An 18,215-nucleotide genomic window follows, 5' to 3' on the forward strand; every position below is an offset into this window, starting at 1 on the left:
TATGCTGCGCCATGTGCCCTTGCGGGTGCAGCGGCAGAGCATTGACTTTTGGATCCCGCGCCGTGCCCTTTACCGAAACAGATCTCACGGGCATCGCGCAGAACAGACGGAGGCAGATCGACCATGGCCGCTGACGCCCGCATATCAGCGATTACCGCACGCATCGTCGAGCGCTCGAAGCCGACGCGCGAGCGCTATCTGGACCGCCTGCGCAGCGCCGCGAGCAAGGGAGCGCAACGCTCCGTGCTCGGCTGCGCCAACCTTGCGCATGGCTTCGCCATCTGTTCCCCCTCCGAGAAGGACGCGCTGGCGGGAGACCAGGTGCCCAATCTCGGGATCATCACCTCCTATAACGACATGCTCTCTGCGCATCAGCCTTTCGAGACCTATCCTGCGATCATCCGCGAAGCGGCGGCCGAAGCGGGCGGCATCGCCCAGGTTGCCGGCGGTGTGCCGGCCATGTGCGACGGCGTTACGCAGGGACAGCCCGGCATGGAACTTTCGCTTTTCTCGCGCGATCTGATTGCCATGTCGGCAGCCGTCGGCCTGTCGCACAATATGTTCGATGCCGCCGTCTTCCTCGGCGTCTGCGACAAGATCGTCCCGGGCCTCGTCATAGCCGCCCTCTCCTTCGGCCATCTGCCCGCTGTCTTCATTCCGGCCGGACCGATGACCTCGGGCCTGCCGAACGACGAGAAGTCGCGCGTGCGCCAGCTCTATGCCGAAGGCAAGGTCGGCCGCGCCGAACTTCTCGAAGCGGAATCGAAGTCCTATCACGGTCCCGGCACCTGCACCTTCTACGGTACGGCCAATTCGAACCAGATGCTGATGGAGATCATGGGCTTCCACATGCCGGGCGCCTCCTTCATCAATCCCGGCACGCCGCTGCGCGAAGCCTTGACACGCGAGGCGACCAAGCGCGCGCTTGCCATCACAGCCATGGGCAATGAGTTCACACCGGCCGGCGAGATGATCGACGAACGCTCGATCGTCAACGGCGTCGTCGGCCTGCATGCGACCGGTGGCTCGACGAACCATACGATGCACATCGTCGCCATGGCGCGCGCCGCCGGTATCGTGCTTACCTGGCAGGATATTTCCGAGCTTTCGGACATCATCCCGCTGCTTGCCCGCGTCTATCCGAACGGGCTTGCCGACGTGAATCATTTCCATGCTGCTGGCGGCATGGGCTTCCTCATCAAGGAACTTCTGAAGAAGGGGCTGCTGCACGACGATGTTCGCACCGTCTACGGCCACGGTCTCGGCAGCTACTCCATCGACGTCAAGCTCGGCGCCGACGGCAATGTCGTACGCGAACCCGCTCCGGAAAAAAGCCACGACCCGAAGGTGCTGGCAAGCATCGACACGCCTTTCCAGAGCAATGGCGGGCTGAAGATGCTGCGCGGCAATATCGGCAAGGCGGTCATCAAAATCTCCGCCGTCAAGCCGGAGCGCCACATCATCGAAGCGCCGGCCGTGATCTTCCACGATCAACTGGAAATGCAGCAGGCCTTCAAGGACGGCAAGCTGAACCGCGATTTCGTCGCCGTCGTACGCTTCCAAGGGCCGAAAGCCAACGGCATGCCGGAACTGCACAAGCTGACGCCAGCGCTCGGCGTGCTGCAGGACCGTGGTTTCCGCGTGGCGCTCCTGACCGACGGCCGCATGTCCGGCGCCTCGGGCAAGGTGCCGGCCGCCATCCATGTGACGCCGGAGGCTATCGACGGCGGCCCGATCTCCCGCATCCGGGAAGGCGATATCATCCGCATCGATGCGATTGCCGGTACGCTGGAGGTGCTGGTCGATGCCGCCGATATGGCGGAGCGCGAGCCGGTGGTGGCGGATCTCTCGGCGAACGAATTCGGCATGGGGCGCGAACTCTTCGCTCCGTTCCGCCACGCCGCGGGACCGGCGGATCAGGGCGCAAGCGTGCTGTTCCGCCATTGAGATAGTCCGCCGGATTTCAGCAGAACGGCATCAAAGGCTCATCAGGGAACTTTCGATGCCATGGTTCCTGCTTCCGGCGGAGCCTTGTCCGTCCATGCCGGTGGAAGACCGAGGCGTGCTCCGACGAAACCCGTCACGCCCGGCGACTTCCCGAATGCCTTGCAGGCCTCATACTTGGGCGTTCGACCGACGAGAGCCGCGAGTTTTGCCCTGGAAGGGAACGAGGGCGTCGCTCCGAAAGGCGTCTTGCCCTTGACCAGCATCTTGCTGAAATCGCCGCCGAATTTGGCGGCGAGGCTATAGGCATCCCCCTCCTTGGCGACGGTGCCCGAATCAAAAAATGCGTTTGCACCACGTCCCCAGATCATGACAGCTCTCTGCACACCCTGAGGATTAAGCGCCTCCGCCTCAAGCGAGAGGCTGCCCATGCCGATCGGAATGCGGGGGACGGGCACGGGTACGCCGGGCAGCAATACGCTCTTGCCTACGGATGTGACTTTCGAGACGCCGACAGCCGTCGCATTTGTTGCCCTGACCTGTGTCACGACGGCGCGAACGGTCAGATCTGCCGGCTCCGATAGACCGACGACGATGAAGCGTTCGCTCAATCCGGAGCAAAGCGCTCTGTCGACGGCATTGGTGACGAGATCGCGCTGCTTGGACGTGAAGGCAGCGCTTTCGGCGCGCATGGAAAAGGCGGTAGGAATGATCTTCACGGTCTTGGCCGCAAGAACGTCGTCCCTGCTCACCCGAAGAAGCGAGTGCGCGACCAGCCCGTCCGATCGCGTCAGGCCATCATAGGACCGCAGGGATCCTGCCCGATCCAACGGGGCGGCGGCGCAGCCTCCTAGCATGCTCAACAGCAGAGCCATCGAGCAAATGTCGCGCCTCCGACGGCTTTCGGCGGCATATGGATCATAGGTCTTACTTCCATCGTGATTTGGGACTGCATTGGCTGGCATCGATGTTTGTGCTCCTGCACCCGGTTATGAACATTCAGCATCAACATTAAATATCGCACTTGATGTAAAAATTAATGTTGGCTACTTTGCGGCAATCGGAAGGCGAAGCGAAAGAATTATTTTACCGCGAATTGAGAACTCTGCGAGGGAGGCGCAGGGGCCTCCCATGATTTGAGTAGCGTTGCGACTCATGCCAAAATGGCCAGATGCAAGATGCAACCTCAAAGCCGGAAGGCCTGCGCGAATGCAAGCGCCGCCTGACCTTTCAACGCATAGCGGACGCCGGAATGAAATCCTTTCTGGCGAAAGGCTATCAGGAAACGACGATCGAGGAGATTGCGGCAGCGGCCGGTATTTCCCGGCGGACTTTCTTTTATTACTTCAAGGGCAAGGACGATATTCTTCTGGCACACCAGCGCCGATATATGGACGCACTGCGGACTGGCATCATGGAGAATGCCTCAGCCGGGCGTCCGCTCGAGGTCGTCCATCAAGCCACCCTCGGACTTGTGGCCCGCATCGAGGCGGAAGCGCCGCGGCTTCTGGAGACTGCCAAGCTTTTACGTCAAAGCGAGACCCTGCGCGCCCGTTCACGGGGTAACTCTTTGCAGCTTGAGCAAATCGCCTACCAAGCCCTGTGCGAGTTGTTTCCGACCAGGGACCGCGACGGTCTGCAGCTGGTGTCGATGATCGGAGTGAGCCCGCTTCGCCTTTCGGTCAACAAATGGCTGCAGGAAAATGGCAGGCTGCCCCTGATCAAGTATCTTGAGGATGCGCTCGCAAAATGGCGAACGGAAATCTGATCCGTCAGCCGAACGGAGCGTGCTAAGCCGCTTCCTGTGGGTCGTTGATCAGGATCTAATATCGAGCACGCGGTTCTTGTGGGCCGGATGCGTGCTGTAGACGAAGATCTTGTTCATTTCCTTCTCCGTGAGAAGCCGCAGGAAACGAACTTCCACCGTGTTGTTGGAGAAGACCTTCATCAACACACAGCCGACCTTGGTGATGCGGGCGTCAGGAATATCCAGATAGAACTGCTTCGGCAGATTATACTGGGTGAGAATCGCAAGAACCGCGCTGCTCTGCGAGATACGGATAATATCGCAGCGGCGCGACGCAAGATTCATCACGCCCTTTTCAGTGTATTCGAGGCGGGCGGCATTCATGGTGTCCTCCATGCGAAACCGCACTTCGCGGTCATACATGAAGGATTCTTCCTTATTAAGGAAATGCTGACCCGAATTAGCTCTGCCGAACGCGGCCATCTTGATGGACCCCTGAAGTATATTATGAAAAGGAGACTATCAGCCGGTCTTTAACAGAAGGTTTGAGTGCGCCGGCCCAAGATGAATTTTGTTGTTCATTTTTACTTGAGCCGGGGCATCCGGTAAGCGCCTACTTGCGATAGGAGTGGCCGCTGGCGTCGAAAAGATGCAGCTTCTGACGGTCGGCGGCAAAACGCATCTTTTGGCCGCGGTGAATATCGGCAATGCCGGGGATCTTGACGATGATCGGCTCGCCATCGACCAGGCCTTCGAGATAGAGCTGCGTCACTTCGCCAAGCGCCTCGACGATGGAGACCTCACCTTCGAAAAGATAGTCGTCACCGGTCGCGACACGCAGGTCTTCCGGACGCACACCGAAGCTCGCCGTCTTGCCCTTCTCGGACGCCTCCGTCGGTACGTCCAGCGTCACGGCCTTGCCGCCCGTTAGCGTCACGGTCGTCGTTGCGCCTGTTTCGGTCACGGTAGCGGGGATGATGTTCATGGCCGGCGAGCCGATGAACTTGGCGACGAACAGATTGGCCGGGCGCTCGTAGAGTTCAAGGGGAGCACCGACCTGCTCGACACGGCCGGCCGACAGCACGACAATACGGTCGGCCAGCGTCATGGCCTCCACCTGGTCGTGGGTGACGTAGATCATCGTCGTCTCGGGCATGGAATCGCTGAGTTTGGCAATCTCGATGCGGGTCGCGACGCGCAGGGCGGCGTCGAGGTTCGACAGCGGTTCGTCGAACAGGAAAACCTTGGGGTTGCGGCAGATGGCGCGGCCGATGGCGACGCGCTGGCGCTGACCGCCCGAGAGCGCCTTGGGCAGACGCTCCAGATATTGCGTGAGCTGCAGGCTCGCTGCCGCCGCCCGCACACGACGGTCAATCTCCTGCTTGCTTTCGCCGGCAATGCGCATGCCGAAGGCCATGTTGTCGTAGACGGTCATATGCGGATAGAGGGCATAGGACTGGAAGACCATGGCGATGCCGCGCCGCGACGGCGGCACCTCATTCACCTTCTGACCGGCGATCATCATATCCCCGGCCGTGATGCTCTCCAGCCCGGCAATCATCCTGAGCAAGGTGGACTTGCCGCAGCCGGAGGGACCGACGAAGACGATGAACTCGCCTTCATTGATCTCCAGATCGATGCCGTGCAGCACATGCACGCTGCCGTAGGATTTCTTGATATCCCTCAGAACAAGTCCCGTCATTATGCTTCCTCCTCCCAAAGGTCAGGCGAGACGCGCGAAGTAAGCGCCCCAGGCCGGAATATCGATCTTGTTGCCGTAGTTGTTGCTGGTAAAGCCGTGTCCCGTCAACGCCTGCCAATTGCCATCAGGCAAAGTTGACAGCGTTTCGACAGGGCTCATGTTGAAGACGCAGAGAATGGTCTCGCCGGCATAAGTGCGGGTGTAGATCAGCACGTCGCCCTGCGGCTCCGAAAAGGCAATCTCGCCCTTGGCGAAGGCCGGATGCTGCTGGCGGAAGGCGAGGAAGCGGCGGTACTGCTCCAGCACCGAATTTTCATCGCCCTGCTGGACGCTGACGGCACGCAGAATGTGTTCGACCGGCACCGGCAGCCACGGCTTCACCGTCGAGAATCCGCCCTGCGCCACCTGGCTGTCCCAGACCATCGGCGTGCGGCAACCATCGCGGCCCTTGAACTCCGGCCAGAATTGGATGCCGTAGGGGTCCTGCAGATCCTGGTAGGCAAGATCCGCTTCCGTCAGTGCCAGTTCCTCGCCCTGATAGATGCATACGGAGCCGCGCAGGGTCAGCAGCAGCGCCGCATAGAGCTTGGCGAAAGCATCGCGATCGGCCACCAGATTGCCCCAGCGGCTGACATGGCGCACGACGTCGTGGTTGGAGAAGGCCCAGCAAGCCCAGCCTTGCGGAGCTGCCTTGTCAAAGTCGTTCATCACCTCTTCGACGCGATCCGGCGACAGGGCATCCGGCGCCAGGAATTCGAAAGCATAGCACATATGCATCTTGTCGCCGCCGGATGTGTATTCGCCGACGATCTCGAGGCCGCGCTGGCTATCGCCGACTTCGCCGACGGCGGCAATCGCCGGATATTCGTCGAGCACGGCACGGAAGCGCTTGAGGAACTCCAGGTTCTCGGGACGATTCTTGTCGTAGAGATGTTCCTGAAAATTATAGGGATTGACGGCCGGTGCCGTGGACGCGTTGCGGCGCGAAGGCTCCAGCGCCGGATTGTCGCGCAATTCCTTGTCGTGGAAATAGAAGTTGATGGTGTCGAGACGGAAGCCATCGACGCCGCGGTCGAGCCAGAAACGGACGACGTCGAGCAAGCGGTCCTGCACCTCGGGATTATGCAGGTTCATATCCGGCTGCGAGGTCAGGAAGTTGTGCAGGTAATATTGCATGCGGGTCGGATCCCACGCCCAGGCCGAGCCGCCGAAAATCGACAGCCAGTTGTTGGGCGGCGTGCCGTCCGGCTTGGCATTGGCCCAGACGTACCAATCAGCCTTCGGGTTATCCTTGCTCGAGCGGCTTTCGACGAACCAGGGATGGCGATCCGAGCTGTGCGACAGCACCAGATCGATCATCACCTTGATGCCGAGACGATGAGCTTCCGTCACCATCGCATCGAAATCGGCCAGCGAACCGAAGATCGGATCGACGTCCTCATAATTGGAGACGTCGTAGCCGAAATCGCGCATCGGCGAGGTGAAGAAGGGCGAAATCCAAATTGCATCCACGCCGAGCGCCGCGACATGCGGCAGACGGACGGCGATGCCCTTGAGATCGCCGATGCCGTCACCATTGGAGTCCTGATAGGAGCGCGGATAGATCTGATAGATCACCGCGCCGCGCCACCAGTCCTTGTCAACGTCTAAAGCCGATTGAAGGGCAATGCTCATGCTGTATGGGTCCTGTCTGGATAATATGATTTTGGATCAGCCCCCCTTCACCGACCCGGCGAGCAGACCGCGCACGAGGTAGCGCTGCAGACCAAAGAAGACGAGGAGTGGGATAAGGATGGTGACGAAGGCCGAGGCCGTCAGGATTTCCCAGTTGCCGCCGCGCGAGCCGAGCAGCGCGTTGAGGGCGGCGGTGAGCACGAGGTGATCCTTGTCGGTGCCGAGGAAGACCATGGCGATCAGAAGGTCGTTCCACACCCAGAGGAACTGGAAGATCGCGAAGGAGGCCAGTGCCGGGAATGACAGCGGCAGGATGATCTTGACGAAGATATCGAAATCGCTGGCGCCATCGACGCGGGCGGATTCGATGATTTCCTTCGGCAGGCCGGCAATGTAATTGCGCAGGAGATAGATGGCGAGCGGCAGACCGAAGGCCGTATGCGCCAGCCAGATGCCGGGATAGGTCTTCGACGGCACGCCGAACATCTGGCCAATTTCGTTATAGATGCGCAGAAGCGGAATCAGCGACATCTGCAGCGGCACGACGATCAAGCCGACGACGAGCGCAATCAGGATCGCGCGGCCGGGAAACTCCATCCAGGCAAGCGCATAGGCGGCGAAGGCGGCGATCAGGATCGGAATGACCGTCGCCGGGATCGTCACCGTCAGCGAATTGATGAAGGACTGGCCGATACCCTCACCGCCGAGCACGTTGCGATAGTTGTCCAGCGTGAATTGCGGCGGCGTCGCGACCGTCAAATAGACGCGCTTAGCACGTGCATCCGCCCCAAACGGGCCGTTCTTCTGGTAGCTGTAGCTACCATCAGAGTTGATCGTTAGCGTCTCACCATTTTCCAGCGCGGCGGGAGCGCCAGCCTTGTAGGCTGCCGGCTCCTGCACGCGCAGGCCGAAGGACTGGATCTTGCCGCCGCCTTCGACGGCGAGCGTGCCTGATATCACGAAATTTGCGCCGTCGGGCTTGGCCTTATCCGGACCGTCGAGGCGGGCGGCCGTGGTGCGCGACGAGCCGGCAAAGGCCGTCCACCAGCCGGAAGCGACGATCTGATCCTTGTCGCGCAGTGCGGTGACGAAGATGCCGAGCGTCGGCAACAGCCAGAGCAGGACGATGAGCAATACCGCGGCGTGAACGAAGATGCGGGCAGGACCGATGCGACCGAGATTTCCAATCATGTCAGCGCCCCTTCGTCTCAGCGTTTGCGCGGCGGATGTTCCAGATCATGATCGGCGTGACCGCGACCATGATGACGAGCGCTATGACGGCGCTTCGGCCGCTGTCGCCGCCGCCACGGAACATCCAATTGAACATCAGGTTGGCAAGCACCATCGTGTTCCACTGGCCGTTGGTCATGGTCAGCACGATATCGAATACCTTGAGGACGAGGATGGTGATCGTGGTCCAGACCGTGGCGATCGTGCCCCAGACCTGCGGCACCATGATTTTCCAGAAGATCTGCCAGCCATTGGCGCCGTCGATGACGGCAGCCTCAATGGTTTCCTCGGGAATGCCGCGTAGAGCCGCCGAGAGGATGACCATAGCAAAGCCGGTCTGGATCCAGATCAGCATGACCATCAGGAAGAAGTTGTTCCAGAACGGAATGGTGATCCAGACCTCCGGTGTGCCGCCGAACAGCTGGACGACGGCATTCAGAAGGCCGATCTGCGTATCCGTGCCACCGCGATATTCATAGATAAACTTCCAGATGACGGAAGCGCCGACAAACGAGATCGCCATCGGCATGAAGATGACGGCCTTGGCGAGATTACCCCACCAGATGCGGTCGGTCATGACGGCGATGACGAGGCCGAAGAAGGTGCAGGCGGCCGGCACCACGGCAAGCCAGAGGATGTTGTTGAAAATCGACTGGCGGAATTCAGTGTCGTTGAGTGCCCAGAGATAGTTGGCGCCGCCGACGAATTTGCTGCCGTCCGGGCCGTAGAAAGACAGGATGAAGGTCGCGACGACAGGATAGACGAGGTAGACGACGAGCAGGAACAAGGCCGGCCCCAGGAACAGCCAGGGGCGGATGAGACCACGGCGACGAAGGTTGACGGCCGCTCGATGAACGTCGTCCCCTTCCCTTGCCGGAAAGATCAAATCCAAGAGCTTGTTGGAAAACCAGAAATAAGCGGCGCAAATGGCAACGCCGAATATCATGGCGCCAATCGCCGATACGATCTGCGAAAACATCCCTTCCCTCCCCGAATTATCTTCTTTTGTCCATCAGTCGGGCATCGGCCGCGCTGAAGGGCGCGTCGTCATATGCAGTATGGCGCCGCCGGCGAGTTGCCGGCGGCGATAGGGCTATGATGTCCTACTTGATGGCGTCCCAGGACTTCTGGATACCGTCGGCTACATCCTGAGCGGACTTGCCGCCGACGAAATCGACCATGCCCGTCCAGAACGAGCCTGCACCGATCTTGCCCGGCATCAGGTCGGAACCGTCGAAGCGGAACGTGGTGGCCGTGGTCAGGATTTCGCCTTCCTTGCGCAGCGTGTCATTGGCGTAGGCAGCCGTGTTGACGGACTTGTACGGCGTCAGGAAGCCGGACTGGGCCATCCAGACTTCCTGGGCGATCGGCGTCTGGAGGAACTGGATAAAGGCGCGGGCGGCCTTCGAATCCTTGGTGATGGCTGCTAGCGTGCCGGCGCCGAGAACCGGCTTACCGAGTTCAGGATGCGCGGCGCTGGGCGGGAAGTAGAAGAAGTCCGCATCCTGGCCGAGCTTGGTGCCTTCCGGGAAGAAGGATGGGATGAAGGATGCCTGCTTGTGCAGGTAGCACTTCGGCGGAACCGTGAAGAGGCCCTTCGGGCTGTCGCGGAAGTCGGTCGAGGCAACGGCCGCAACGCCGCCGGCAACATATTTCGGATTCTTTGAGAACTTGCCGAATTCCTCGATGGCGGCAACGACCTTCGGATCGTTGAACTTCAGCGAGTTATCGACCCAGTGGTCGTAATCCTGCGGCGTATTGAGGCGCAGCATCAGATCTTCGACCCAATCGGTTGCCGGCCAACCGGTCGCACCGCCCGAACCGAGGCCGATGCACCAGGGGGTGCCGCCATCCTTGACGATCTGATCCGAAAGCTTGATCAGGTCCTCCATAGTCGTCGGAACCTTGTAGCCGGCTTCCTCGAAGTTTTCCGGAACGTACCAGACCAGCGACTTCAGATCGGCCTTGTAGGGGAAGGCATAGAAGGCGTCCTTTCCGTCCTTGCCCTTGTAGGTGCCGTAGCCGACCCAGCTGTCGCCGGCACCGTAATTGGTCTTGACCCAGCTTGCGAGATCATCACCGAGCGGCGTCAGATAGCCCTTGCTGGCAAGGTTGGCGAGCAGGCCCGGCTGCGGGAGAATGGCGACGTTCGGCGGCGAGCCAGCCTGCGTGTCGATGACGATCTGCTGCTCATAGTTTTCCGAGGACGAATATTTGGCGTTCACGCCGGTCGCTTCGGTGAAATAGTTCAGGATGCTGGTGAAGAGAGCCTCGTCCTCGCCGCGCCAGGGGCCGAAAATGGTCAGCGTCTCGCCCTTCAGGTCGGCATGGGCCGCCTTGAAGTCGTCATAGCTCTTCCAGTTGAACTTGGAGTCCTGGCCCGGCTGGAACTTCAGATCGGCAGCCATCGCCGTACCGGCCACCAGAGCGGCGGCAGCGACGGTCATAAGAAACATTTTCTTCATGCGGTTGTCCTCCCAAATAACGAAACCCATGAGCCCAGACACTGTTTTGTGCTGTGCGCCCCATTTCCTCAAAGCGCTTTGGCTACGTCTGTCATCCATTGAGAGCGGGATAAAGTCAAGCGATTTTCAGATTTCAGCCAGTATACACAGCAATTCTCGCGCTGCAGCATAGAATGCATGTCGATTTTTTACTAATTATCTTGTCTCCCACGCTTCTGCTGCTACATAATTGAAAGCGCTTTGAAAGCCTGAGACTTTTCGGGAGGTTGTCTCGGCATCGTGGCGGCATGCAGTTGGAGGAGCCGAAACACCGTGAATCTGAAGCAGCTATCGCACATGCTGGGGCTGTCGCAGACGACAGTCAGCCGGGCATTGAACGGATATCCGGAAGTCAATCACGAGACTCGCGAGCGCGTTCTCAAAGCGGTTCGGGAAACAGGCTATCGCCCCAATAAGGCAGCTCAAAGACTTGCAACTGGCAAGGCCGGCTCGATCGGGCTTGTCATGCCGACCTCGCCCGGCAATTCCTCGGATGTGCACTTCTCGGAGTTTCTGACCGGCCTCGGCGAGGAAGCCTTGCGGCACGACTTCCATTTCGTCCTGACGCCGGCGGATCCGAATGATGAGGTCGGCGCCCTCAGGCGATTGGCGGCCAGCGGCAATGTCGATGCCCTCTTCGTCAATTACATGCGCGGCCACGATCCGCGCCTGGAGATGCTGAAGTCGCTATCCATGCCTTTCCTCGTGCATGGACGCTCCATAGGCTCCGAGCCCGACTATCCTTTCCTCGACATCGACAATGAAGCCGCCTTCTACGACGCCACGAAGCTGCTGCTGCAGCTCGGACACCGGCGCTTTGCCCTCTTGAACGGCCCGATCTATTTCGATTTCGCCATTCGCCGGAAGAACGGCATGGATGCAGCCCTTGCCGAGCGTGGCCTGACGCTCGACGAAGCCTGCGTCAGCCATACGCCGATGACGGATGAACAGGGCTTGTTAGCCATGGAACGCATCCTCCAAATCGAAAAGGACAAGCGCCCAACTGCGGTGCTCTGCTCCAGTACCGTATTGGCGCTCGGCGCCGTTCGCGCCATCAATCAGGCAAAGCTGAAACTGGGCGAAGACATATCGATGATCGCGCACGACGACGTGCTGACCTTGCTCAAGCCGGAAAACTTCACCGTGCCGCTGACGACCACCCGCTCGTCCCTGCGAGCCGCCGGCGTGCGCATCGCCGAGCGGCTGATCGGCGAAATCAAGCACACGGATACCTTCCCCGCCCAGGAACTATGGAAAGCGGAACTGATCGTGCGCGCCTCGACCGGCGTTGCGCCGGCCGATTGATATCGCTTTAGAATTTCGGCGGCTTTTGGCCGGCTGAGCGATAAGCTGCGATGACGGTATTGGCCATCAGCATGGCGATCGTCATAGGTCCGACGCCGCCCGGAACCGGGGTGATCGCGGCAGCAACTTCGGAAGCCTCACCATAGGCGACATCGCCCACCAGCCGGCTCTTGCCCTCGCCTCGCTCAGGTGCGTCGACGCGGTTGATGCCGACATCGATGACGGTGGCGCCAGGCTTCACCCAATCCGCCTTGACCATCTCCGGTCGACCAACGGCCGCCACCAGGATATCGGCACCCCTTGCAACGGAGGCGAGATCCTTGGTCCGCGAATGCGCCGTCGTCACCGTCGCATTGGCAGAAAGCAGCAATTGCGCCATCGGCTTGCCGAACAGGTTGGAGCGGCCGATGACCACGGCATTCAGACCCGACAGGTCCTCGCCATGGATCGAACGTACCAGCAGCATGGCGCCGGCCGGCGTGCAGGAGATCAATCCGGTTTCGAGATCGCCGGTCGCAAGCTTGCCGGCATTGACCACATGCAACCCATCGACATCCTTCTCCGGCTGGATCGACTGGATGATCGCATCGGAATCCAGATGCTTCGGCAGCGGCAGCTGGACGAGAATACCGTGGATGGAGGGATCGTCATTCAGCGAGGCCACGAGCTTTGCCAGTTCACTTTGCGTCGTTTCCGCCGGCAGCGTGTGCTGGACCGACTTGAAGCCGCATTCCCTCGCCATCTTGCTCTTGGAGTTCACATAGGCATGGCTGGCCGGATCGCCGTCGATCACTGTCGTCACGCTCGTCTCCCGATCATGAATTCGCTGGCAATCTACAAGGCATCCGCTCTATGGAATGGCCTGCAAACGCCCTATGGTGTCTGAAAGCGGTAATTGCAAGGGAAAACGAAGAGACGATCAGGCGCGGTCCGGATGTCTGCGTACCGCGTAGGTTTCGACTTTAGCGCGCAGGGATGCAAGTTCCTGCTGGATGCGGACCCACTCGTCCGCAATATCGAACTGATCTGCACCACCGGAAACAAGAGCAGCCGATGGCTCCGGCGCGATCGCCGGCAATGATGTGAGCTCCATATCATCGTCATGAGGCAAAGCGTGAGCCATCGACATGATGCTTTCCTCGGCCGCTTGGTCTTCTGCCAGTTCCGCACCGGCCAGCCACTTGCGCAGGAATACGGCGCAAAGTGCCAGGCCAAGCCCGGCAAGGAAGCCCGCAGCCTGATTGCTCGCGAGATGACCGTCGAGGGGCGCGGCGGATGCAACCGCCTGGGACAACACTGTCAGCGGCGGCCTGACTTCGGAAATCATCATGCCAGCATTCTGCTGATCGGTCTCATAGCGGCTCTGCGCTATCTTCACGGCGTCCTGTAGCTGCCCGAGGCGAGCGAGGTCGACATCGCTCCCCGTCTGATTGGCGGCCGTCATTTGCGTCGAGAGAGCGGCTTGCTTTTCCAGGGCAGCTTTTACGTCCGCTTCGCTGCTGACGGCCAGCCGCTGCAGCTGGCTGCGCATATTGGCCGAGAGATCATCGACGGTGGCCTGCTGTGCAAGCAGGCGGGGATGGCGCGGGCCGAGCTGCACCGAGAGCTGCGTTAGCTGTGACTTTGCGGCATTGTAGCGGCTGCGCAAGTCATCAAGTCCCGCCGACGAAAGATCGCCCGACAATGCGCCGCTCAGCACCGATGCCGGCGTGGCCGATTTGACGGCCGTGAGACGGGCCTTGGCGGTGCGTACCGCCAGATCGGCTGCCTTTATCTGCACATCCAGCTGCTGACGCTGCTGCCGGAGCGCTTCCGCCGCAGCAATCCTGTCTTCGCCATAGCGCGCCTTGAATTCGGCAAGAGCGGCGGAGGCGCGATCGAGCTCCTTTCGGCTGCGATCAGCCGCCGTTTCTACCCTAAGCGACGTACCGGCCGCCTTTGCAACAGCGGGATCATAAAGGGAAGCGATAACAAGCCGGTTGGCAATATCGGCCGATCTGGCGGGATCGCCCGATGTAACGATCAGGCGCAGCAGACCCGCCTGATTATCGATATCGACGGCAATGTCTTTGCGCAGCGTGGCCTGCGCGCGTGACGGCGCGTCGGATGCATTGCCGCTGCCGGAAAGCAGCTCGACGGCAACCCCGAGGGCACCCGCCCGGCTGCCGGTAAATTCCGGATCGCGGTCAAGCTTCATCCTGGCGACAATATCGGACAATACGGACGGAGCAACGACACGCTTCGCCGCAACATCCAGCAGGGCTTGACGCCCGCGACCTTCGCCCTCCGCATGCAGAACGGCCTGCGAAACATAGAGCGGCGGCGGGGCAAGCAGGGTGGGAATAGCCGCACCCGTCAACCCGGTTGCGGCAATAAAACAAAGAGCGCCGAAGCTGAGGGACCAGCGTCCGGCCCGAGATACGTGTTCAACGACGACTGGAGCGGGGACGGCCTGCCGCGGAAACTCCCCTATGCCTTCAAGCAGATCAGGCACAAATTCCAGTAAATCGGGCGTAGGCTCCGATGCCAGCTCGGATATCTCGCGGCGCTCCGGGCGGTAGGCGTACGAGATATCTTCCGTCTGCTCGGCAGCCGTTCCGATCTCCGGTGATCTTCGTCGACCGGACACCGGATAGGGATCGCCGTTCAACCGTCTGCGCAGGATGGCGCGCAATTCCGCATCCCGTGGGTCGTCGGCGTTGGCAGCGCGTAAGTTCACCGCGCTCCCCAAGCCATCATCTTCACCGTAAGGGGAGATATGCCGGGCAGATCGCCGCGAAACCTTTTGGGTTTCCGCATCTTGGGGATAAAATCCGGTCCTGGCTTTGCTTTCAAACATGGCGGGTTATCTCGCGCACATGGTCACAGACCAATGCAAATGGTTAACCCACTCTAAAATTTCATGCCAAAGAAAGAGTTAACGCCAAGCCCGCAAATACTAGCTCGCTAATTTATTCGGCGGCGCGATATGCCGCTGCGGCAAGGGATGCGGCTCGGCGCGAAGGACGCGCTCCTTGCGACCAAACTGGTGCCTGACAACCTGATAGAAGAATAGCGGTATGCCCAGCATGTAACGCCGCCAGAGCCTATTCGGCTCAAGTACCAGACGGAACAACCACTCGCTACGTATCGCGCGCACGAGCCTTGGCGCCCGCGGCACCGTCTCGGAAATAAAATCGAACAAGGCGCCAACGGTCAGGACGAGGCGCGCATGCTGCGGGCCTACATGTTCGGCGACCCATTTTTCCTGCAACGGCGTGCCCATGCCGACGATCAGCACATCGATCTTCTGGCGGCTGATTTCCGCGGTCACGGCATGGCTCCGCGCCGGATCGAAGAAACCATCCGATACGACGATAAACTGGTGCCACGGGGCATGCTGGCGAAATTTCTCCGCTGCCTTTTCGACGACGGAGCGCTTGCCGCCCAAGAGACCGATCCGTCTCGGCCGCTCCATGAATGTCAGCAGCGCAGGTACGAAATCCGTACCGTTCAGATTGGCGGGGAAAGGTTCTCCATGAGCGACGCGCGAGGCGATGTCGAGGCCAACGCCATCGGGAAGAACCAGATTGCGCTCAAGGACATTGCGGTAGCTGTCATCGCGCAGCATGACGAGCATGTTATGGGCATTGACGAAGGAGATCGAAGTCTGTCCGACCGGCAGGGACGCAAGCTCGTTGACGAAAGTCAGCGCGTCATCCCAGCCCAGATCGCATACCGGCAGATCGAAGATCATGCGGCGCGACGCAACGACGGCAAAATCGGCTACCTGGTTCAATCCAACACCCTCCTGCCCCGCATCGCTAACGCGCATGATGCCGGTACGCATAAAGCTCATGCCCCTCACCGTTCATCGGTGCGGCGACTGGGAGGCATGGCTCCGAGCAATTTATAGCAAGACAAATCCAACTTTCCGTTAGGGAGGAAGGTTGAATTTGCCTGATATCATCAGGGATCTGTTAAGCATATCTGCTAAATGTAAGATATTTCTTACATTCGTACGTGAACCGGCATCTTGTAACCGGGAGATATTACTCGACCGGCACTTTGTCCTTGGCCGCATCCTGCACGATCTTGACAGGCTTGACCGTTCTCTTGCCTACACTTTCCCCACCGTGGGTTTCCTCCTTGGAGAGATAGTCGAGCTGTTCGATCAGCACGTCGGCGACGTAATCGCCACCGAGCCGCTCGTTCATCCGCTTCTTCAGATCGGCGCGGAAGGCGGCAACGTCGAAATTCTGCGCATGCGAGATATCGATCGTCTTGTTGCCGATCAGCAGCGAAAAGAGCTCATCGGTCGTCAGCTCCGGCAGAGGTATCTGAATGGCATTCGCCTTACCCTTTTCCATCATGAAGGAAATGCGCGTCAGGAAATAGCCGGTCACCTGGCCGTTGGCGATAACGGGAACGTTGATCGACTCGCCCTTGACGAGTTGCTGCTGCGCCTTCTTGGCGTCATCAGGACTGATCGCGGGCGCCGTCGCCACCTGCACCGAAAAATAGACCGAGGCCAATGTCACGGCGCAGACCCACAGGCCGGTGATAACGAGCTTGATCATCCGGCCTCACGGACGCGGAATTGTTCCTGCGAATAGGTGCCGTCTGCGTCGGCATTCTGCACCGCATTCTTCAAAATCTCGGCGACGGCGCGCACGGCCTCGAGATGCGCCTCCACGCGGCGGGCGTTCAGAACCAGCTTCTTCTTCAGATCGTGCAGCTGCTCGATATGGGCGGCGGCGAGATCGGCCGGATCGGTATCGCGAAACAGCATCGACAATTCATAGAGGCAGCGGCTCTTATGTGCGTTCGATACCTTGAGATCGAAGTCCGGATCGGCGCCGATCCGGTTGTTCTCATTGTCGATAATCATCTCCAGGCGGCCAAGGACAGACTTGATCCGATAGTCCTGCGACATCATTTCCATGTTTGTTACCTCGCTCATGCTTTCTGGGACGTCAACGAATTCTGGTTGGTGATGCCGATGTCGCCGTCGTTATCGGCATTGGCAGCGGCAAGCGTCTTGCGCTGAAAATCGGTAATCGCGCTGAGCGCCATCTTCTTGTCGTTCTCGTCGGTCGCTGTATGAATGGCGCCGGTATTGCGCATCTTGTCGACCTGTTCCTTGTACATTTTTTCCGCGATGCCCACGCCGCCGTTCTTGGAGATCGTGTCGCCCAACTGCTCGGCCATCATGCCCTTCCAGATCTCGCCGGCCGAGCCCTTGCCGTAGAGCGTCTCGCTGCTCGGCAGCATGTTCTTCACGAAGTTCTGCAGCACCATGGACTCGAACTTGCGATAGGCCTGCGGGACCTTGGTTCCGGCCACATGCGTATTGGCATTGGCGAGGCCCGCTTGGGTGGCGGCGCTGTTCATCGCATCCACCGCCGCGCCGAAACCATTGCCGTTTTCGGCCAGGCTGGTGGCGGCAAAAGCGGCTCGATTGGCAGCAAGCTTGGCCTGCGCGGCCTCGACATCTGCGGGATTTGCCGCCTTGACGACATCGAGTACCAAATCACTCGGAGGCGAAATAGCCACGTCACGTCTCCTTCTGCTCTCGCATACCCTGAAAATGCGCGGCCCAGCGCCCATCTCAGGACATGTCGAATCAAACTGTCGGAGCAGGTCGGCAACCCACCGCTGCGAATCCTGCTCCATGATCGCGATGATTATTATTTTTGAACCTTGCTGGAGGCTGGCGTTGCTCCGGCGAAACGCTGATCGATGATATCGTAGACGGCGTTGTCGTCCGATTCTCGCAATTCGAGCTCGCGCGCATCCTTCATGTGCTCTTCCAGCCTGTCGGCCTTGGTGCGCTCCTGCTGGACCTTCATCTGAATGAGCGTCTGGATGCTTTCCAGCTGTTGATCCCGGATCATCAGGCGGCCGTAGCGTTCCGCGTAGTGGATCGAGAATGCCATGTGCACGGGGTCGACCGAACCGATGGCAACCATGACCCGCTCCATCGCTTCCGTCACTTCGGCGCGCTGCCGGGTCGTATCGGCAAGCTCGTTTTCCGCCATCCGTTCCAGATGGCGCTGCACCGCGACCAGGCGCTTCAGTTTTTCGGACCGGTTTTTCTCCGCCATCGTCTACCTACTCGCCGGCTGCT

At 60.0% G+C, this 18,215-nt stretch carries 17 protein-coding genes; 3 read left to right on the top strand and 14 right to left on the bottom strand.

The window, feature by feature from the left end; translation table 11 throughout:
* Positions 1-123: 123 nt before the first annotated feature.
* Complete coding sequence (edd, locus tag PH562_RS18410) at positions 124-1,947, top strand: phosphogluconate dehydratase (RefSeq protein WP_285174513.1); 1,824 nt, start codon at positions 124-126, stop codon at positions 1,945-1,947.
* A 41-nt stretch (positions 1,948-1,988) separates the two neighbouring features.
* Here the strand turns inward: edd and PH562_RS18415 are convergent, their stop codons facing one another.
* Positions 1,989-2,801, bottom strand: coding sequence for a DUF3313 domain-containing protein (locus PH562_RS18415; RefSeq protein WP_285174585.1), 813 nt, complete (start codon positions 2,799-2,801; stop codon positions 1,989-1,991).
* A gap of 314 nt (positions 2,802-3,115) precedes the next feature.
* Here PH562_RS18415 and PH562_RS18420 point away from each other — a divergent pair, with 314 nt between their 5' ends.
* Positions 3,116-3,712 (top strand): TetR/AcrR family transcriptional regulator, encoded by a 597-nt coding sequence (locus PH562_RS18420; RefSeq protein ID WP_285174515.1) that lies wholly within the window; start codon positions 3,116-3,118, stop codon positions 3,710-3,712.
* A gap of 48 nt (positions 3,713-3,760) precedes the next feature.
* Here the strand turns inward: PH562_RS18420 and PH562_RS18425 are convergent, their stop codons facing one another.
* The 6 genes from PH562_RS18425 to PH562_RS18450 all read right to left on the bottom strand — a co-directional run bounded on the left by PH562_RS18425 (position 3,761) and on the right by PH562_RS18450 (position 10,762).
* Positions 3,761-4,114, bottom strand: a complete 354-nt coding sequence (locus PH562_RS18425; protein WP_112335318.1) for a hypothetical protein — start codon at positions 4,112-4,114, stop codon at positions 3,761-3,763.
* A gap of 190 nt (positions 4,115-4,304) precedes the next feature.
* Positions 4,305-5,393 (bottom strand): ABC transporter ATP-binding protein, encoded by a 1,089-nt coding sequence (locus PH562_RS18430; protein WP_113232180.1) that lies wholly within the window; start codon positions 5,391-5,393, stop codon positions 4,305-4,307.
* Positions 5,394-5,414: 21 nt separating this feature from the next.
* Positions 5,415-7,067: a beta-galactosidase BglA gene (gene bglA / locus PH562_RS18435; protein WP_285174519.1), complete on the bottom strand. Its 1,653-nt coding sequence runs from the start codon at positions 7,065-7,067 to the stop codon at positions 5,415-5,417.
* Positions 7,068-7,103: 36 nt separating this feature from the next.
* Complete coding sequence (locus tag PH562_RS18440; RefSeq protein ID WP_113232182.1) at positions 7,104-8,258, bottom strand: carbohydrate ABC transporter permease; 1,155 nt, start codon at positions 8,256-8,258, stop codon at positions 7,104-7,106.
* Position 8,259: 1 nt separating this feature from the next.
* Complete coding sequence (locus PH562_RS18445; protein ID WP_285174522.1) at positions 8,260-9,276, bottom strand: carbohydrate ABC transporter permease; 1,017 nt, start codon at positions 9,274-9,276, stop codon at positions 8,260-8,262.
* 124 nt (positions 9,277-9,400) lie between these two features.
* Positions 9,401-10,762: an ABC transporter substrate-binding protein gene (locus PH562_RS18450; RefSeq protein ID WP_285174524.1), complete on the bottom strand. Its 1,362-nt coding sequence runs from the start codon at positions 10,760-10,762 to the stop codon at positions 9,401-9,403.
* A gap of 312 nt (positions 10,763-11,074) precedes the next feature.
* Between PH562_RS18450 and PH562_RS18455 the strand changes: the two genes are divergently transcribed.
* Entirely contained in the window at positions 11,075-12,106 is a 1,032-nt protein-coding gene (locus PH562_RS18455; protein ID WP_285174526.1) for a substrate-binding domain-containing protein, read from the top strand.
* Between the two features lie 7 nt (positions 12,107-12,113).
* On the opposite strand, the gene folD is transcribed toward PH562_RS18455, so the two are convergent.
* The 7 genes from folD to PH562_RS18490 form a co-directional block, all read right to left on the bottom strand.
* A complete protein-coding gene (gene folD / locus PH562_RS18460; protein WP_285174587.1) occupies positions 12,114-12,929 on the bottom strand; it encodes a bifunctional methylenetetrahydrofolate dehydrogenase/methenyltetrahydrofolate cyclohydrolase FolD in 816 nt (271 codons plus the stop codon).
* Positions 12,930-13,025: 96 nt separating this feature from the next.
* Positions 13,026-14,825: a GumC family protein gene (locus tag PH562_RS18465; RefSeq protein ID WP_285174527.1), complete on the bottom strand. Its 1,800-nt coding sequence runs from the start codon at positions 14,823-14,825 to the stop codon at positions 13,026-13,028.
* Positions 14,826-15,044: 219 nt separating this feature from the next.
* The gene (locus tag PH562_RS18470) at positions 15,045-15,884 is read right to left on the bottom strand and encodes a WecB/TagA/CpsF family glycosyltransferase (RefSeq protein WP_285174589.1); all 840 of its coding nucleotides are present in this window, start codon (positions 15,882-15,884) and stop codon (positions 15,045-15,047) included.
* 253 nt (positions 15,885-16,137) lie between these two features.
* Positions 16,138-16,665, bottom strand: coding sequence for a hypothetical protein (locus PH562_RS18475; protein ID WP_113229294.1), 528 nt, complete (start codon positions 16,663-16,665; stop codon positions 16,138-16,140).
* Positions 16,662-17,030, bottom strand: a complete 369-nt coding sequence (locus PH562_RS18480; RefSeq protein WP_113229295.1) for a hypothetical protein — start codon at positions 17,028-17,030, stop codon at positions 16,662-16,664. The genes PH562_RS18475 and PH562_RS18480 overlap by 4 nt, the downstream gene beginning before the upstream one ends.
* 14 nt (positions 17,031-17,044) lie before the next feature.
* A complete protein-coding gene (locus PH562_RS18485) occupies positions 17,045-17,641 on the bottom strand; it encodes a rod-binding protein (protein WP_113229296.1) in 597 nt (198 codons plus the stop codon).
* Positions 17,642-17,775: 134 nt separating this feature from the next.
* Positions 17,776-18,192, bottom strand: coding sequence for a hypothetical protein (locus PH562_RS18490; protein ID WP_069611339.1), 417 nt, complete (start codon positions 18,190-18,192; stop codon positions 17,776-17,778).
* Positions 18,193-18,215 lie beyond the last annotated feature (23 nt).

Origin of the sequence: Rhizobium centroccidentale, assembly GCF_030182565.1 — a bacterium.
GTDB lineage: Bacteria > Pseudomonadota > Alphaproteobacteria > Rhizobiales > Rhizobiaceae > Rhizobium.

What these genes read in the sequence shown, in the direction of transcription:
- edd (WP_285174513.1), top strand. Translation starts at nt 124, where the DNA reads ATGGCCGCTGACGCCCGCATATCAGCGATTACCGCACGCATCGTCGAG.
- PH562_RS18415 (WP_285174585.1), bottom strand. Translation starts at nt 2,801, where the DNA reads ATGCTAGGAGGCTGCGCCGCCGCCCCGTTGGATCGGGCAGGATCCCTG.
- PH562_RS18420 (WP_285174515.1), top strand. Translation starts at nt 3,116, where the DNA reads ATGCAAGATGCAACCTCAAAGCCGGAAGGCCTGCGCGAATGCAAGCGC.
- PH562_RS18425 (WP_112335318.1), bottom strand. Translation starts at nt 4,114, where the DNA reads ATGTATGACCGCGAAGTGCGGTTTCGCATGGAGGACACCATGAATGCC.
- PH562_RS18430 (WP_113232180.1), bottom strand. Translation starts at nt 5,393, where the DNA reads ATGACGGGACTTGTTCTGAGGGATATCAAGAAATCCTACGGCAGCGTG.
- bglA (WP_285174519.1), bottom strand. Translation starts at nt 7,067, where the DNA reads ATGAGCATTGCCCTTCAATCGGCTTTAGACGTTGACAAGGACTGGTGG.
- PH562_RS18440 (WP_113232182.1), bottom strand. Translation starts at nt 8,258, where the DNA reads ATGATTGGAAATCTCGGTCGCATCGGTCCTGCCCGCATCTTCGTTCAC.
- PH562_RS18445 (WP_285174522.1), bottom strand. Translation starts at nt 9,276, where the DNA reads ATGTTTTCGCAGATCGTATCGGCGATTGGCGCCATGATATTCGGCGTT.
- PH562_RS18450 (WP_285174524.1), bottom strand. Translation starts at nt 10,762, where the DNA reads ATGAAGAAAATGTTTCTTATGACCGTCGCTGCCGCCGCTCTGGTGGCC.
- PH562_RS18475 (WP_113229294.1), bottom strand. Translation starts at nt 16,665, where the DNA reads ATGATCAAGCTCGTTATCACCGGCCTGTGGGTCTGCGCCGTGACATTG.
- PH562_RS18480 (WP_113229295.1), bottom strand. Translation starts at nt 17,030, where the DNA reads ATGGAAATGATGTCGCAGGACTATCGGATCAAGTCTGTCCTTGGCCGC.
- PH562_RS18490 (WP_069611339.1), bottom strand. Translation starts at nt 18,192, where the DNA reads ATGGCGGAGAAAAACCGGTCCGAAAAACTGAAGCGCCTGGTCGCGGTG.